General features: G+C 65.2%; 15 protein-coding genes and 2 tRNA genes. 9 read left to right on the forward strand and 8 right to left on the reverse strand.

Annotation, left to right across the window (positions count from 1 at the left end; translation table 11 throughout):
• Positions 1 to 110 precede the first annotated feature (110 nt).
• The 6 genes from recJ to DVH29_RS02200 all read left to right on the forward strand — a co-directional run bounded on the left by recJ (position 111) and on the right by DVH29_RS02200 (position 7,296).
• Positions 111 to 1,901 carry a single-stranded-DNA-specific exonuclease RecJ gene (gene recJ, locus DVH29_RS02175; protein ID WP_114644520.1) on the forward strand — a complete coding sequence of 597 codons (1,791 nt, stop codon included), beginning with the start codon at positions 111 to 113 and terminating at the stop codon, positions 1,899 to 1,901.
• Positions 1,902 to 2,042: 141 nt separating this feature from the next.
• Complete coding sequence (locus DVH29_RS02180) at positions 2,043 to 3,281, forward strand: SAM-dependent methyltransferase (RefSeq protein ID WP_245944857.1); 1,239 nt, start codon at positions 2,043 to 2,045, stop codon at positions 3,279 to 3,281.
• Between the two features lie 88 nt (positions 3,282 to 3,369).
• Positions 3,370 to 4,419, forward strand: a complete 1,050-nt coding sequence (locus tag DVH29_RS02185) for an iron chelate uptake ABC transporter family permease subunit (RefSeq protein ID WP_114644522.1) — start codon at positions 3,370 to 3,372, stop codon at positions 4,417 to 4,419.
• A complete protein-coding gene (gene fepG / locus DVH29_RS02190; protein ID WP_114644523.1) occupies positions 4,416 to 5,468 on the forward strand; it encodes an iron-enterobactin ABC transporter permease in 1,053 nt (350 codons plus the stop codon). Before DVH29_RS02185 ends, fepG begins: the two co-directional genes overlap by 4 nt.
• A complete protein-coding gene (locus DVH29_RS02195) occupies positions 5,465 to 6,328 on the forward strand; it encodes an ABC transporter ATP-binding protein (RefSeq protein ID WP_245944858.1) in 864 nt (287 codons plus the stop codon). Before fepG ends, DVH29_RS02195 begins: the two co-directional genes overlap by 4 nt.
• An 8-nt stretch (positions 6,329 to 6,336) precedes the next feature.
• Positions 6,337 to 7,296, forward strand: a complete 960-nt coding sequence (locus DVH29_RS02200) for an iron-siderophore ABC transporter substrate-binding protein (RefSeq protein ID WP_158541528.1) — start codon at positions 6,337 to 6,339, stop codon at positions 7,294 to 7,296.
• Positions 7,297 to 7,323: 27 nt separating this feature from the next.
• Here the strand turns inward: DVH29_RS02200 and DVH29_RS02205 are convergent, their stop codons facing one another.
• From DVH29_RS02205 to DVH29_RS02235, 7 genes are all read right to left on the reverse strand, one after another.
• Positions 7,324 to 8,712, reverse strand: a complete 1,389-nt coding sequence (locus tag DVH29_RS02205) for a dipeptidase (RefSeq protein WP_114644525.1) — start codon at positions 8,710 to 8,712, stop codon at positions 7,324 to 7,326.
• A 137-nt stretch (positions 8,713 to 8,849) separates the two neighbouring features.
• On the reverse strand, positions 8,850 to 9,326 hold the full coding sequence (locus tag DVH29_RS02210; RefSeq protein WP_147275982.1) for a hypothetical protein: 477 nt from the start codon (positions 9,324 to 9,326) through the stop codon (positions 8,850 to 8,852).
• A 132-nt stretch (positions 9,327 to 9,458) separates the two neighbouring features.
• Positions 9,459 to 9,914: an MBT domain-containing protein gene (locus tag DVH29_RS02215; protein WP_114644527.1), complete on the reverse strand. Its 456-nt coding sequence runs from the start codon at positions 9,912 to 9,914 to the stop codon at positions 9,459 to 9,461.
• A 175-nt stretch (positions 9,915 to 10,089) separates the two neighbouring features.
• Positions 10,090 to 10,164: transfer RNA gene (locus DVH29_RS02220), tRNA-Glu, on the reverse strand.
• Positions 10,165 to 10,250: 86 nt separating this feature from the next.
• A tRNA-Glu gene (locus DVH29_RS02225) sits at positions 10,251 to 10,326 on the reverse strand.
• Between the two features lie 105 nt (positions 10,327 to 10,431).
• Entirely contained in the window at positions 10,432 to 10,896 is a 465-nt protein-coding gene (locus tag DVH29_RS02230; protein ID WP_114644528.1) for a YcbK family protein, read from the reverse strand.
• Positions 10,897 to 11,007: 111 nt separating this feature from the next.
• The gene (locus tag DVH29_RS02235) at positions 11,008 to 11,424 is read right to left on the reverse strand and encodes a VOC family protein (RefSeq protein ID WP_114644529.1); all 417 of its coding nucleotides are present in this window, start codon (positions 11,422 to 11,424) and stop codon (positions 11,008 to 11,010) included.
• A 256-nt stretch (positions 11,425 to 11,680) separates the two neighbouring features.
• Between DVH29_RS02235 and DVH29_RS02240 the strand changes: the two genes are divergently transcribed.
• Positions 11,681 to 12,283 (forward strand): cold-shock protein, encoded by a 603-nt coding sequence (locus DVH29_RS02240; RefSeq protein ID WP_199562506.1) that lies wholly within the window; start codon positions 11,681 to 11,683, stop codon positions 12,281 to 12,283.
• A 30-nt stretch (positions 12,284 to 12,313) separates the two neighbouring features.
• Positions 12,314 to 12,793: a DUF192 domain-containing protein gene (locus tag DVH29_RS02245; protein ID WP_114644663.1), complete on the forward strand. Its 480-nt coding sequence runs from the start codon at positions 12,314 to 12,316 to the stop codon at positions 12,791 to 12,793.
• A gap of 19 nt (positions 12,794 to 12,812) precedes the next feature.
• Here the strand turns inward: DVH29_RS02245 and DVH29_RS02250 are convergent, their stop codons facing one another.
• Positions 12,813 to 13,151 carry a YciI family protein gene (locus DVH29_RS02250; RefSeq protein ID WP_114644664.1) on the reverse strand — a complete coding sequence of 113 codons (339 nt, stop codon included), beginning with the start codon at positions 13,149 to 13,151 and terminating at the stop codon, positions 12,813 to 12,815.
• Positions 13,152 to 13,494: 343 nt separating this feature from the next.
• Here DVH29_RS02250 and cysG point away from each other — a divergent pair, with 343 nt between their 5' ends.
• Positions 13,495 to 14,889 (forward strand): siroheme synthase CysG, encoded by a 1,395-nt coding sequence (gene cysG, locus DVH29_RS02255; RefSeq protein WP_114644665.1) that lies wholly within the window; start codon positions 13,495 to 13,497, stop codon positions 14,887 to 14,889.
• The last annotated feature ends 25 nt before the right edge of the window (positions 14,890 to 14,914 follow it).

Here is a 14,914-nt window from a genome sequence, read left to right on the forward strand (position 1 = left end):
TCGAAACTGTGTTCCCGGGGTAAACGGCAGAGCCGCATGAGCGTTCCCCGGCGCATGAGACGGCCAGCGGGCTATCGATCTTCGCGCGGCGGCCCGATATAGAACGAGTCATGAAAATCGAAGTCCAAGCCTTTCTCAATGTTGAGCAATCGGTATGCGGTCGCCGGTGGATCGACCGTCTCGACCCGGCGGCGACGCGCATGGCCGGAGCCATAGCGCAGCAGACCGAGCTGTCGGAAATCCTCGCCCGCATCATCGCGGGGCGCGGGGTGGCGGTGGAAGACGCCGCGCGCTTCATGACCCCGACCATTCGCGAACTGATGCCCGATCCGTCGACATTGGCGGGGATGGACGGGTTGGCCGAACGGTTGGCCGATGCCGTCGCGGCCGAGGAAACCATAGGCCTTTTCGGGGACTATGACGTGGACGGCGCCTGTGCGGTCGCGCTGATGGCGCGTTATCTCGCCCATTTCGGCCTCGAGGCGCCCAGCCACATCCCCGACCGGATTTTCGAGGGCTATGGTCCCAACAATGGGGCGATGGACGCGCTGGCGGATCGGGGGGCTACGCTCATCGTGACGCTCGATTGCGGGACGGTCAGCCATGGCCCCATCGTCCATGCGCAGGCACGCGGGGCCGAAGTGCTTGTGGTGGACCACCATCTGGCGCCGGACACGCTGCCCGAGGCGCGGGGGCTGGTCAATCCCAACCGGCGCGACGACATTTCCGGGCTGGGATATCTGTGCGCCACCGGCGTCGCCTTCATGGTGCTGGTCGCCACCAATCGCATCCTGCGGCAACGGGGGATCGGGCCGCTGCCCGACCTGATGGCCATGCTCGACCTCGTGGCGCTGGCGACGGTTTGCGACGTGGTGCCGCTCACCGGCCTCAACCGGGCTTTCGTGCAGCGGGGCATTGAGGTGATGCGGGCCGGGGAGAATGTGGGGCTGTCGAGCCTCGCCATCGCGGCGCGAGTGTCCGGACCGCTCAATCCCTATCACCTGGGCTTCCTTCTGGGGCCGCGCATCAATGCGGGCGGGCGGATCGGGGATGCGGGACTGGGCGCGCGGCTGCTCTCGACGCAGGACGAATATGAAGCGCTGACCTTGGCGCAGCGCCTCGATGAGCTCAATGCCGAGCGCCAGCGCATCGAGGTGGCGGCGGTGGAGCAGGCGGTGGCCACGGCGGAGATGGAGATCGGGGAGGGGCCGGGGCCGGCGGTGCTGGTGACAGGCTCGTCCGAATGGCACCAGGGCATTGTGGGGCTGGTGGCGGCGCGGCTCAAGGAGCGGTTCTCGCGCCCGGCCTTCGCCTTCGCGCTTGGGGCCGGAGGCGGGGGGACAGGCTCCGGACGCTCGATCCCCAGGGTGGATCTGGGTAAGGCGGTGGTCGATGCGGCGAGCGGGGGGATCATCCTCAAGGGCGGCGGGCACGCCATGGCGGCGGGAGCGACCATCGGGCCGGGGCAATTGGGTCCGTTCCGGCAATATCTCATCGATATGCTGACCGATGACGTTGCGGCGGCGCGCTCGAGCGATGGCTGCCGCATTGATGCGGCGCTGACGGCGCGGGCGGCGACGACCGATTTCGTGCACATGATCGAGAAGGCCGGACCGTTCGGGGCCGGAAATCCCACGCCGGTCTTTGCCTTTCCATCACATCAGGTCAAGTTCGCCGAGATCGTCGGGACGGGAGGGCATGTGCGCTGCTCGATCGGGGCCGGGGATGGCGCCAACCTCAAGGCCATCGCGTTTCGCGCGGCGTCCACGCCCCTGGGCGAAGCGCTGCTCAAGGCGCGCGACGGGCAAAGGCTGCATCTGGCCGGCTCGCTCAGCATCGACAACTGGCAGGGGCGCGAGAGCGTACAATTGCGGATCATCGACGCGGCGGTGCCCGGCTAGAGAGGTGGGCTTGCATCCCCCCGCTAGCCCGTTAAGATCGTTGTCGATTTCAGCGATCCGGAATTGCGGGGAGTCGGTTTCCGCACGGAATATGAAGGCGCCGATCCGTGGCGCCCGGGGCGGCGGAAGCAAGGATAATCCATGAGTCAGACGGCGTTCGAGCGTGATGAGTTTCCGGCTGGCATTGGCACGCGGTTCAAGTCGATGCTGCTCGAAAAGATCGGGGCGGCGCTGATCGGCATTCCCAGGCATGGTGCACTGACCGTCACCCTGCCGAGCGGCCGCAGCCGGACGCTGGGCGACCAGCGCACCGGACTGCACGCGGTGCTGCATCTCAAGAATTTCGGGGTGATCAAGGCGGCCATGCGGCGCGGCACCGTGGGGTTTGCCGAGGCCTATATGCGGGGCGATATCGAGATCAAGGATCTCACCACCCTGTTCCGCTTCTTCCTGCAAAACCGGGAGACTTTCGACAAGGCCAATCCCGGCCTGTTCCGCCGCGCGGCGAAGGACCTCGCCTACCATCTGTCGCGTCCCAATACGCGCGAGGGCAGCCGGAAGAACATCGCCGAGCATTACGATCTCGGCAATGATTTCTATGCCGAATGGCTCGACCCGACCATGACCTATTCCTCGGCCTATTTCGCCGGACAGGACATTTCGCTCGAAGAGGCGCAGCGCGCCAAATACCAGCGCATCATGGTGATGGCCGACATCCAGCGTGGCGACCATATCCTCGAGATCGGCTGCGGCTGGGGCGGGTTCGCCGAAACCGCCACCAAGCGCGGCGCGCTGGTGCGCGGCATCACGCTTTCGCAGCAGCAGTTGAACTATGGACGGGAGCGGCTGGCGCAACTGGGGCTCGACGGGTTCGGCGTGCTGGCCTTCGAGGACTATCGCGACACGCGGGGGGCGTTCGACCATGTGGCTTCGATCGAGATGATCGAGGCCGTGGGGGAGGCGAACTGGCCCGCCTATTTCCAGACCGTGCACGACCGGCTGAAGCCCGGCGGGACCGCGGCCATCCAGGCGATCACCATCGAGGAGGCCGATTTCGACCACTATAAATCCGGCCCCGATTTCATCCAGCGCTATATCTTTCCCGGCGGCATGCTCTTGACCAAGACGGCGATGCGGGTAGCGGGGGAAAAGGCCGGGCTGGTGCTGGAACAGATCGACAATTTCCGCCTCGACTATGCGAAGACGCTGCGGCTGTGGCGCGACGCCTTTCTCGAGCGCTGGCCGATCATCGAAAAGCTCGGCTATGACGAGGCTTTCAAGCGCAAATGGGTGTATTATCTCTCCTATTGCGAGGCCGGGTTCACCGAAGGCATGATCGATGTCGGCATCTACCAGTATCGCCGGCCGGTGGAGCCGTGACCGCGGCCTAATTAACTTGACCGCACAAATCATAAAATATAGCTAGGTTTTCACTCGCCGACGATCCAGATCGGAGCGATCGAAAACCGTGACCGCCATTGCCGAAACCGTGGAAGCTGCCAAGCGGCCCGGCGTTGCTGCAAGCAATGCAAGGCGATCGACGGGGCTTCTGGTCGCGCTGGGGGTGCTCGGCCTCATCATTCTCGCCACCATAGCGGTCGGGTCGCGCGACATACCGCTGCCAACCGTCATCGACGCGCTGGTCGCCTATGACGATTCCAACGATCACGCCATCATCCAGAGCCTGCGCCTGCCGCGCACGCTGCTGGGGTTGATGATCGGTGCGGCGCTGGGGATTTCGGGGGCACTGATCCAGGCGCTGACCCGCAATCCCCTGGCCGATCCCGGCATTCTGGGGGTCAATGCGGGGGCGAGCTTCTTCGTCCTGATCGCGGTGGGGTATCTGGGGATGACCTCGCTGCAATCCTATATCTGGTTCGCCTTTCTCGGCGCCATCGTCACCACCGTGGTGGTCTATCTCGTCGGCTCCTCCGGCCGGCGCGGGGCGACCCCGGTTTCGCTCACCCTGGCCGGGGTCGCCATCGGCGCCATTCTCGGTGGGATTTCCACCGCGCTTACCCTGCTCAATCCCACCGCCTTCGACCGCATGCGGTTCTGGAGCGCCGGGGCGCTGAGCGGGGGCAATTACGAAGCGGTGGTGACGACGGCGCCGTTCATTCTCACTGGCCTGCTGCTCGCCGCGCTGGTGGCGCGGCCGCTCAACGCCGTGGCCCTGGGGGACGATCTGGCGCGCTCGCTGGGCGCCAATGTGATGCGGGTTCGGGTAGTGGTGGTGATCGCCGTAACGCTGCTGGCCGGGGGTGCTACCGCGGCAGTAGGCCCGATCGGCTTTGTGGGGCTGATGGTGCCGCATGTGGCGCGGTGGGTGGTGGGGCCGGACCAGCGCTGGATATTCGCCTATACCATGGTGCTGTCGCCCACATTGCTGCTGGCCTCGGACATCGTCGGGCGCGTCGTCATGCGGCCGGGGGAAATTCAGGTGGCGATCGTGACGGCGTTCATCGGCGCGCCGGTGCTGATCATGCTGGCCCGCAGACGCAGGGTGAGCGGGTTATGAGCGCGATCGATTTCGGACGCCGGACCCGGATCGTCCGCGTGCTGGACGGGCGGATGAATTTCCGGCTGGACATGCCGGTTCTGCTGCTTTCAGGGCTGATGGCCGCGCTGGCGCTGGTCGTCATGCTGCTCACGCTGGCCAGCGGCGACTATCCCGTCGCGCTTACCGATGTGATCTCGGCCCTTGTGGGGCAGGCGGAGGGGCGAATCCACATGGTGGTCGTCGAATGGCGATTGCCGCGCGCGCTGCTGGCGCTGATCTTCGGCGCGGCGCTGGGGATCAGCGGAGCGATCTTCCAGTCGCTGACCCGCAATCCCCTGGGCAGCCCGGATGTGATCGGGTTCAATTCGGGGGCGTATACCGGGGCGCTGCTCGTCATCATCGTCTTTTCGGGCAATTATTATCAGGTGGCGGGCGGGGCGCTGCTCGGCGGTATGGTTACGGCGCTGGCGGTCTATCTCCTGGCCTGGCGGCGCGGGGTGCAGGGGTTCCGGCTGATCATCGTCGGCATCGGCATGAGCGCTATGCTCTCCTCGCTCAACACCTGGCTGATGCTGCGCGCCGATCTGGAAGTCGCCATGGCTGCCGCCGTCTGGGGCGCGGGATCGCTCAACGGGTTGGGGCTGGACAAGCTCTGGCCGACGCTGCTGGTGATGGGCGTGCTCATCCCCCTCGCATTCATCCTGGCACGGCCCATGAAGCAGCTGGAAATGGGCGACGACGCAGCCCGGGCGCTGGGGATCACCGTCGAGCCGGTACGCCTGACGCTATTGGTGGTCGGAGTGGCGCTGACGGCGACGGCGACGGCGGTGGCCGGACCCATCGCCTTCGTGTCGCTGGCAGCCCCCCAGATCGCGCGGCGGGTGACCGGGGCGGCCGGCGTCGCTCTCATTCCTTCGGCGGCCATGGGGGCGCTGATGCTGGCGGCAGCGGATTTTCTCGCGCAGCGCGCCTTCGCGCCCACGCAATTGCCGGTCGGAGTGGTCACCGTATCGATCGGCGGGCTCTATTTCGTCTGGCTGCTGGTGCGAGAAGCGCGGAGACAATGAGCGGACAGGACAAGATGAACAGGCATGTCGATCCCACCGCCCTTGGCGGCACGACGCGGCTTTCCGCCCGGAAGGCGACGTTCGGCTACGACCAGCGGGTGATCTCGCGGGACCTCTCGGTCGATATTCCCGATGGCGGGTTCACTGTCATCGTCGGGGCCAATGCGTGCGGGAAGTCGACGCTGCTGCGGGCGCTGTCGCGGCTGATCCAGCCATCCTCGGGACAGGTGCTGCTGGATGGCAAGGCCATTTCGCACTATCCGGCCAAGGAGGTGGCGCGCCGGCTGGGGCTGCTGCCGCAGACCTCGATCGCGCCCGAGGGCATCACGGTGGCCGATCTGGTGGCGCGGGGGCGCTATCCGCACCAGAAGTTCATCCGGCAATGGTCGGTTGAGGACGAGGCGGCGGTGATCGACGCCATGGAGGCGACCAGGATCACCCCGCTATCGCACCGGCTGGTGGACGAATTGTCCGGCGGACAGCGCCAGCGGGTCTGGGTGGCCATGGTACTGGCGCAGCAGACCCCGATGTTGCTGCTGGACGAGCCCACGACCTATCTCGATATCGCGCACCAGATCGAATTGCTGGAATTGCTGGCGACGCTCAACCGGCGCGATGGCCATACGGTGGTGGCGGTCCTGCACGACCTCAACCATGCGTGCCGCTATGCCAGCCACATCATCGCCATGCGGGACGGGGCGATCGTGGCGGAAGGCGCGCCGGCCGAGATCATCACCGCCGAACTGGTGGAGGAGGTGTTCGGCCTCGCCTGCATCATCATCGACGATCCGCTGGCCAAGACGCCGATGGTCATACCCCGCGGGTCGATCTCCCACGGCGATCCGGTCTTGCAGGAATGAGGACTGAGATGAGGATATTTGCGACGCTTCCGGTGCTGGCGCTCTGCGCTGCCGCGCCGGTCCTTGCCCAGGATGGCTTTCCGGTGACCCTCGAGCATGCGTTCGGGGAAACGGTGATCGCGGCCAAGCCGGAGCGCATCGTCACCATCGGGTGGATGACCCAGGACGCGGTGATCGCGCTGGGCGAAACCCCGGTCGCCATCCCCTTCCAGGGCTGGGGCGGGGATGAGAACGGCTATGTGCCCTGGGTGGTCGAGGCTCTGGAGGCGCGCGGCGAGAGCCTGCCCGAACTGATCAACACCGACCAGGCCATCCCCTTCGAGCAGATTCTGGCGCTCGATCCCGATGTGATCCTCGCGCCCTATAGCGATCTGTCCGACAGCGATTATGCCCGCCTCGCCGCTATCGCGCCCACGGTTGCCTATGTGGACGGCCCGTGGAGCGGAAGTTGGCAATATGTGGTGGAAACCGTCGGCGCTGCGCTGGGACAGCCGCAGGAGGCGGCAGCGCTGGTGGCTGAGACGCAGGACCGTCTGGAGAGCTACAAGGACACCTATCCGCAGATCGAGGGCCCGACCTTCATTTTCGGGGGCGGGGGGATCGTCGAGACCAATACGGTCGATATCTACCTGCCGTTCGATCCTCGGGTGCAGTTGCTCGCCGATCTGGGGTTGGTGCCGGCTCCGGCGCTCGATACGCTGTCCCAGGATACGTTCTACCAGTCGGTGAGCGCCGAGCAGATCGGGACGCTGGAGGCCGATGTCTATGTCGGCTGGTTCAACAGCGAGCAAGAGGTGGAGGCGGCGCTCGCCCATCCGCTGTTCGCGCGCTGGGCGCCCATCGCGGCGGGCCGGTTCGTGGCGCTGCCCGAGGCTTTCCAATCGCTGGCGCTCTCGGCGCCTTCGCCCCTGTCGCTGCCCTGGGTGATGGACCAGTTCGTGCCGCAACTGGCCGAAGCGCTGGAGTAGCGCGCTTCGGCTTCCCTCGCGCTCCGGCTATCCGGCCAGGGCGTCGAGCACGCGGACCCATGAGCGGATGCCGCGGTGATAGCTTTCGAGATTGTATTTCTCGTTGGGCGAATGGATGCGGTCATCGGTCTGGGCAAAGCCGATCAGAAGCGAATCCATGCCCAGCTTGCGCTTGAAATCGCCCACGATGGGGATCGAGCCGCCCGAGCCGGCGACGGCCGCCTCGCGTCCCCATTCGTCCGAAAGGGCGCCCAGCGCCTTTTGTAGCAGGGGACCATCGGCGGGAACCACCGAAGCCGGGCTGGCGCCGTGCTCGTGGAAGGTCACGGTGCAGTCGGCGGGAACGCGGGCTTCCACATGCTTGCGGAAGGCGGCGCGGATCTTGTGCGGATCCTGGCTGGCAACGAGGCGGAAGGAAATCTTGGCCGAGGCTTTGGCCGGGATGACGGTCTTGAACCCCTCGCCGGTATAGCCGCCCCACATGCCGTTGATCTCGCAAGTCGGGCGCGAGGTGATCTGTTCGAGCACCGAGCGGCCGGCTTCACCCGCCGGCTCGGAAAGCCCGACCCCGCCGAGATAGGCCTTGTCGTCGAAGGGCAGGCGCTTCCATTGTTCGGCAACGGTTTCGGGCAATTCCTCCACATCGTCGTAAAAGCCTTCGACGGCGACCGAGCCGTCGGGGTTGCGCAGGGAGGCGATGATTTCGGCCAGCACCTGGTTGGGATTGCGCGCCGCGCCGCCATACATGCCCGAATGCAGGTCGCGGCTGGCGGCCGCGATGGTGACGTTCTCGGCGACAAGCCCACGCAGCATGGTGATGATCGAGGGGGTTCGTGTGTCCCACATGTCGGTATCGCAGATCAGCGCGATATCGGATTTGAGCTCCTCGGCATTGGCGGTGAGGAAGGCATCGAGGGAGGGCGAGCCGGATTCTTCCTCGCCCTCGAGCAGGACCGAGACGCCGACCGGCAGGGCGCCGCGTACCGCCTTATAGGCCCGGCACGCCTCGATGAAGGTCATCAACTGGCCCTTGTCGTCCGAAGCGCCGCGCGCCAGGATCACCTTGCGGCCGTCTTCCTCGGCGATGCGGGGCTCGAAGGGCTCGCTGGTCCACAATTCCAGCGGATCGACCGGCTGGACGTCGTAATGGCCGTAGAACAGCAGGTTCCGGTCCGCGGCACGCTGATGCCCGACCACCATGGGATGGCCCGCCGTGGGCCGGACCGCGGCATCGAAATCGAGGCCCTTGAGCTCGTTGGTCAGCCATTCCGCCGCCTTGAGGCATTCCCCGGCATAGGCGGGGTCGGTCGAGATCGAGGCGATGCGCAAAAGGGTGAACAGCCGCTCGAGGCTGGCGTCGATATTGGCATCGACGTGGGAGAGCACGGCGTCGAGCGAAGCGGCGGGATTGGCCATTCGAAACGTCCTGTTGTCGTTGACATGATGGCAGTGAACCTAGAGCCGTTCTCGGGCAAAGGGAAGCACCCGGGATCGATACGAAAAGGGCCGCCGATCGGCAATCGGCGGCCCCTTCATTTCCAGTCCGCGACAGATCAGTCGGCGAGGCCGAACATCTGGCGGGCGGCGGCTTCGGCCTCGTCGCCCACACGCTGGACGAGATCGTCGGCGAGGCCCTGCTGACGGGCGGCGGCCTCGGCGGTGGTCCGGGCTTCGGCCACGGCGGCGCTCTTTTCCTCATCGCTCATGGTGGCGATCTGGTCCTGCAGCGCGCTCTGCATTTCCGGGCTCATCATCTGCATGGCGTTGGTGGCCATCGCGTCACCGGAAGGAATGCTCGGCGTGGTGTTCTCAACGGCTTCGGTGACTTCGTCGGCGATCGCTTCGGCGGCTTCTTCCTCAACGGCGGCGGGCGCCGTCACAGTGTCTTCCGCAGGAGCTTCGACCGGGGCAACTTCCGCGGGAGCCTCGGTGGCGGCGGGTGCGCTGGTCTCCGCTTCGGCATTCTGGTCGCTGCACGCAGCGAGCGCGAGCAAAGAGGCAACGGCAATGGGTAAAACTATGGCTTTCATTCTCAACGTCCTTCCGGAAATCACGATATCGTGAGACTGGAGGGATCGGCCGGGAATGGGGCAAAGGCGTGGCAGGATACCTTACGCATTTGAACAAATTGCCGCTTTTGTGCCTGGCCGACTGTTTTTCTCTCAACGGGCCAGGGAACAGGACATGGAGGCCCTGGCTTCGTCATCGAAGGCGAGATCGATCTGGGGCGTCCCTGTGGATTTGACCGAGAATTTGCCGGCGGCATTGGCCAGGGCTCCGGTGAACGTCATGGCGCCGTCCCGGTCGAAGGTATAAGTGCCGGTCGCATCGCCCACCGCATAGGACCGTTTGTCGAGGATGCGCACGTCGGTATAGGTGTAGGCAAGCGTGCCGCTCTCCATCGCATAACAATTGTAGACGCCGGGCCCGGGGTCCGCGGGCTTGGCCTGGGGCGCAACCGGTTCGGTCGGAGCCTCGGCGGCGCGCAGACGCCTGGCATCCACCCATTCATCCCAGGAAGCATCATAGCCGTCATACGAGATGAGGCAGGTGTTGGAACCATCCGCGCTGTCGAGCACCCGGGCCGGATACCATTCGCCGGCAAACAGAACGGACACGGCCCCTCCGGCAATGCACAATTGCGCCATCGACGCGCCGGAAGGTGGTGTTTGCGCAAGGGCCGGCCCGGAAAGGGACAGGGCGAGGAGCATGAGCAGGCCACTACATTTGCGCACGGACAGACCCCACCGCCGCGCCATAGGCGGCAAAAAACCATCAAATCATTGAAAAAAATGGCGCGCCCTAGGGGAATCGAACCCCTGTTTCCGCCGTGAGAGGGCGGCGTCCTGACCGCTAGACGAAGGGCGCGGAGGACCGTTTGTCGCCGGAGACAATAGCGAGCCGCAGCCAAGGTGGCAACGGGGTTGCGCGAGATCGTCTTTCCCGGAAAGAAGTGGCGCGCCCTACGGGACTCGAACCCGTGTTTCCGCCGTGAAAGGGCGGCGTCCTAGACCGCTAGACGAAGGGCGCCCTGGTCGACCCAGCTCGGCAAAGCCGAACCGTTCCGACCGGTGAGCGGGTGTATAGGGGGGGCGTGATCGATGCGCAATACCCAAATCGAAAAATTGTCTTTTTTTAGCAACCGCTGAAGGTGACGGGGCCATTGTAGCCGCGCGGGCGGTCGCGCACATCCACATGGATGAAGTTGCGGCCCGGATAGCAGCCCAGCCCGCCGACCAGCCCGTTGGAGCGCGCATAGGCGATGAGCTTGGATTTCTCGATGCCCGGAACGTAGAAATCGGCCGCCATGCATTTGGTGTGGTAGGAGGCTTCCGCCCCGCCCACCGAGGCGTTGTGCCAATTGTTCCGATAGCCCGAATTCATCACGACCTTCTTGCCGAAATGTCCTTCGAAATCCCAGATCAGCAGGCGCAGCTTGGGGGAAAGGCACAGGGCATTGACGTTGTCGCTGGAAACGAATGTTCCCCAATCGGTCCGCAAGCCGGAATAGGCCGAGCCCGAGGAGGAGGCGAACATTGCCATGGGCGCGCAGGCCGCAAGCAGGCAGGCCATGACAACGAGACTGGCAAGAGTGCGCATGAAGGCAAACCACTTCGATTCTGGGTGAGCGATCCCAAACCTTTGGGCATAAAAATACCGGCGGTTGCCTAACCGCCGGTCAACCAAAGTGGTTAATTGCCGGTTACCCGTTTACCATGTGCCGGTGTTGGGCATGGAGGCCCAGGGCTCGCTGGGATCGAGATGACCGTCCTGGAGCAGTTCCACCGAAATCCCGTCCGGGGATTTGACGAAGGCCATATGCCCGTCGCGCGGCGGACGGTGGATGGTGTAGCCCATATCCATCAGGTGCTGGCATAGGGCATAGATATCGTCGACCCGATAGGCGAGATGGCCGAAATTGCGGCCGCCCGAATAGTTCTCGGGATCCCAGTTATAAGTGAGTTCCACCTGGGCGCTCTCGTCGCCTGGGGCGTGGAGGAAGACGAGGGTATAGCGGCCCTTTTCGTTCTCGGTGCGCCGGGCTTCGACGAGTCCGAGCCCGTCACGGTAAAAGCGCAGGCTGTCCTCGATGTCCGATACGCGCACCATGGTGTGCAGATATTTCACGGCAAGGCTCCCTGTTGATTTGTGGTCGCGCACCACCCGTCGGGCGGTGCGGAGGGACCGTATCAGACGTGCATGGGCGGTGCCAATTGCCGGAAAAAGGGCCGGTCATGGTTAACAGCGGGCAATAAAATGGTGAAGGGTTCTTAACTTTTGCTTTTGAATCGGCCACAGTGGCCGCAATAGTATCCAGAGTATCTGCCGCTTTCGGCAGTGAGTTGAAAAGGCGTAGACCATGGGGGCGAAGGACACTTCCGGCATGGAACACACCGCCGAGGGGGAAGCTCGCAAGGACGGGCGGTCACGCGGAGCGGATGGTCAGTTCCCGGATGCCGGTGGCGATTTCGACGTTATCGAAGTCAGCGGGACCATCAAATGGTTCGACGCGGGCAAGGGATTCGGGTTCATCATCCCCGACGCCGGAGGCGCCGATGTGCTGTTGCACGTCACCTGCCTGCGTCGGGATGGATACCAGACGGCCTATGAGGGGGCGCGCATCGTCGTCGAGGCGCTGAACCGACCCGGCGGATTGCAGGCGTTCCGCATCGTGTCCATGGACGAATCGACGGCGCGGCACCCTTCGCAATTGCCCGCCGCGCGTACCCATGTGCAGGTGGAGCCGACCTCCAAGCTCGAGCGGCTCGAGGTCAAGTGGTTCAACCGCGTGCGCGGTTTCGGCTTCCTCTCGGCCGGCGAAGGACATCCGGACATTTTCGTGCATATGGAAACCCTGCGCCGTTATGGCTTCACCGAATTGCGGCCGGGCCAGTTCGTCCTCGCGCGCTATGGCGACGGATCGAAGGGCCTCATGGTGGCCGAAATCCGTCCCGATGGCTGGGGCGACGCGCCCTCTTCGCACTGACGCGGGGCGGACGGTGAAATGGACCGCGCGATGAACATCCTCAAGTCAGTTTGTGCCGCTGCCCTGATGCTTGGCCTGGCGGCGGGGCCGGTTGCGGCCCAGTCGGACGAGGCGGAGGCGGTGATCGTTTCGGGCGAAGAGCGGCACGTCTTTACCGTTGAAGTCGCCGATGACGATGCCGAGCGGGCGCGGGGCCTGATGTTCCGCGAAGAACTGGCGCCTGATGCGGGCATGCTGTTCGATTTTTTCGACGAGCGTCCGGTGGCCTTCTGGATGCAGAACACGCTGATCCCGCTCGACCTGCTGTTCATCAAGGATAGTGGCGAGATCGTTCGCGTCCATGCCGATGCGATCCCCATGGACACCACCTCAATTCCCTCTGGCGAGCCGGTGCGCTTCGTGCTGGAAATCCCCGGCGGTCGGGCCGCCGAACTGGGGATCGTGGCCGGGGACAGGCTGGAGCACGCGCGGGTGGGCGACGGCACGGCCGCAGGGCAGGGCAGGCAATAGGCCGTTTCCAGCCCTGCGATCAGAAGAACGGCCGAACTTCCACCGGCGCGCGGCAGGCGAGGGCGGCTTTGCGGCCCCAGTCGAGCGCGGTGTCGAGGTCGGGGGTCTCAAGTACCCAGAAGCCGCCGATATATTCCTTGGTTTCGAGATAGGGTCCATCGGTGACCAATACCTCGCCATCCGGTTGCGGGCGCAGGGCGCGGGCGGTATCGGGCAATCGCAGGCCGCCGACGAACACCCTGACGCCGGCTGCGGACATTGCGGTGTTGAGGGCCCGGATTTCCCCGGTCATCGCCTCGTCCTCGGTGGAAGGATCGTAGGCATTGGGACGATGAATGGCGACCAGATATTGGGGCATGATCATTTCCTTTCTCGGTTCGGGCATTGTGGGGCACCATGCCGAATATGACGCAGGGCACGCCCCAATTCCGACAGGATCCGCGAAAAATCCGACCCTGATGCGCATCCGGGCATTTTGAGCGGGCGGCGCCGGACAGAATTTTTATAGCGTCAAACCGGGCGGCCGGCAGCCATGCGTTCTATGCCGGAAAGCGCAAGGGAAATATGTCTCCGATCGCGCGGCACGCGCTTGCCGGGGTAGCCAAAACCCCATATTTTCCAAGGTGTTTCATGGAAAGGCCGCATGAGGTTCATGCCCATTCCAACCTTTCACCCGATTGATCCTGCATGAGGCCCTTCCCGTGGCGCGGCTCAACACATTCCCGGTTTCGGTCGCCGTCAAGGGCAAGCGGATCGTCATTGTCGGGGGCGATGACGAGGCGCTGGCCAAGGCACGGCTGGCGGCCAAGACCAGCGCCGAGATCGTCGTGTTCGCGCCGCAGTTCGAGGCGGATTTCTCCGGGCTGGAGGTGCAACTGAACCGGCGGGCAGTGGAGGCGGAAGACTTCGCCAATGCGGCGCTTGCCTTCATCGCCGATCACGGTCCGGACGGTGCGCGGGCACGCACCCTGGCACGGGCGGCCGGGGTGCCGGTCAACGAGGTGGACGTTCCCGAAAATTGCGACTTCTTCACGCCGGCCCTTGTCGAGCGGGCGCCGCTTTCCATCGCCATCTCGACGGAAGGCGATGCGCCGGTCCTGGCACGGCTGGTGCGGGCGCGGATCGAGGCGATGCTGTCGCCCCGGCTGGGCGCTGTGGCGCGTCTGGCCGGCGCCATGCGCGAGACGGCCACGCGGCTTCTGCCCCATGGCGCAGCGCGGCGGCGCTATTACGAGGAACTGGTGACCGCGCCCGGCATCGAGGACGCGCTGGCGGAGGGAAGGGGCGGAGAGGTGGCCAAGGCGCTGCTCGCCCGGCATGCGGCGGCCGGCGCCGGTGGTGGCGTCGTCTGGCTGATCGGTGCGGGGCCGGGAGCCGAAGATCTTCTGACCCTGCGGGCGCTAAGGCTGTTGCAGGAGGCCGATGTGATCGTCCACGACCAATTGGTGCCGGTGGCGGTGATCGAGATGGGACGGCGCGACGCGGCGCGGATCTCGGTCGGCAAGGCCAAGGGGCATCATTCCTTCTCGCAGGCGCAGATCAATACGCTGATCGTGCGGCTGGCGCGCGAGGGCAAGCGGGTGGCGCGGCTGAAATCGGGCGACCCGATGGTGTTCGGGCGGGCCGGCGAGGAAATCGCGGCGCTCAGAGCGGCAGGGATCGGCTATGAGGTGGTGCCCGGCGTCACGGCGGCGTTGGCGGCGGCCGCCGATACGGCCAGCCCGGTGACGCTGCGCAAGGTATCTCCCGGCATGGTGCTGGCCACGGCACATGGGGCCGACAATACCGAACTGGTCCATTGGGCAGCGCTGGCCAGAGCCGGCATGACGCTGGGGCTCTATATGGGCAAATCGATCGCCGCCGGGGTGGCGCGGGACCTGCTGGCGCAAGGGCTCGGCGCCCGGATGCCCGTGGGCATCGTCGTCAATGCAGGGCGGGCGGATCGAGTGCTTTACGCCGGCACGCTGGGGGCGCTGGCGCGCGACGAGATCGCCTTTGTCGACGGGCCGGCGGTGATCCTTATCGGCGAGGCGGTGGCGGCAGGAGACTGGGCCAGCGCCGGGACCATGGTGGCGGAAACGGCGCGGGTGGCGTGATGGCTGGCGGCGTTGGTGTGTTTGA

It is taken from the genome of Pelagibacterium lacus, assembly GCF_003345525.1.
In the GTDB taxonomy this organism is placed as follows: Bacteria; Pseudomonadota; Alphaproteobacteria; order Rhizobiales; family Devosiaceae; genus Pelagibacterium; species Pelagibacterium lacus.

Bases quoted from the DNA above. Each gene is read 5' to 3' on its own strand.
- recJ (WP_114644520.1), top strand. From the start codon at position 111: ATGAAAATCGAAGTCCAAGCCTTTCTCAATGTTGAGCAATCGGTATGC.
- DVH29_RS02180 (WP_245944857.1), top strand. From the start codon at position 2,043: ATGAGTCAGACGGCGTTCGAGCGTGATGAGTTTCCGGCTGGCATTGGC.
- fepG (WP_114644523.1), top strand. From the start codon at position 4,416: ATGAGCGCGATCGATTTCGGACGCCGGACCCGGATCGTCCGCGTGCTG.
- DVH29_RS02195 (WP_245944858.1), top strand. From the start codon at position 5,465: ATGAGCGGACAGGACAAGATGAACAGGCATGTCGATCCCACCGCCCTT.
- DVH29_RS02200 (WP_158541528.1), top strand. From the start codon at position 6,337: ATGAGGATATTTGCGACGCTTCCGGTGCTGGCGCTCTGCGCTGCCGCG.
- DVH29_RS02205 (WP_114644525.1), bottom strand. From the start codon at position 8,712: ATGGCCAATCCCGCCGCTTCGCTCGACGCCGTGCTCTCCCACGTCGAT.
- DVH29_RS02210 (WP_147275982.1), bottom strand. From the start codon at position 9,326: ATGAAAGCCATAGTTTTACCCATTGCCGTTGCCTCTTTGCTCGCGCTC.
- DVH29_RS02230 (WP_114644528.1), bottom strand. From the start codon at position 10,896: ATGCGCACTCTTGCCAGTCTCGTTGTCATGGCCTGCCTGCTTGCGGCC.
- DVH29_RS02240 (WP_199562506.1), top strand. From the start codon at position 11,681: ATGGAACACACCGCCGAGGGGGAAGCTCGCAAGGACGGGCGGTCACGC.
- DVH29_RS02245 (WP_114644663.1), top strand. From the start codon at position 12,314: ATGAACATCCTCAAGTCAGTTTGTGCCGCTGCCCTGATGCTTGGCCTG.
- DVH29_RS02250 (WP_114644664.1), bottom strand. From the start codon at position 13,151: ATGCCCCAATATCTGGTCGCCATTCATCGTCCCAATGCCTACGATCCT.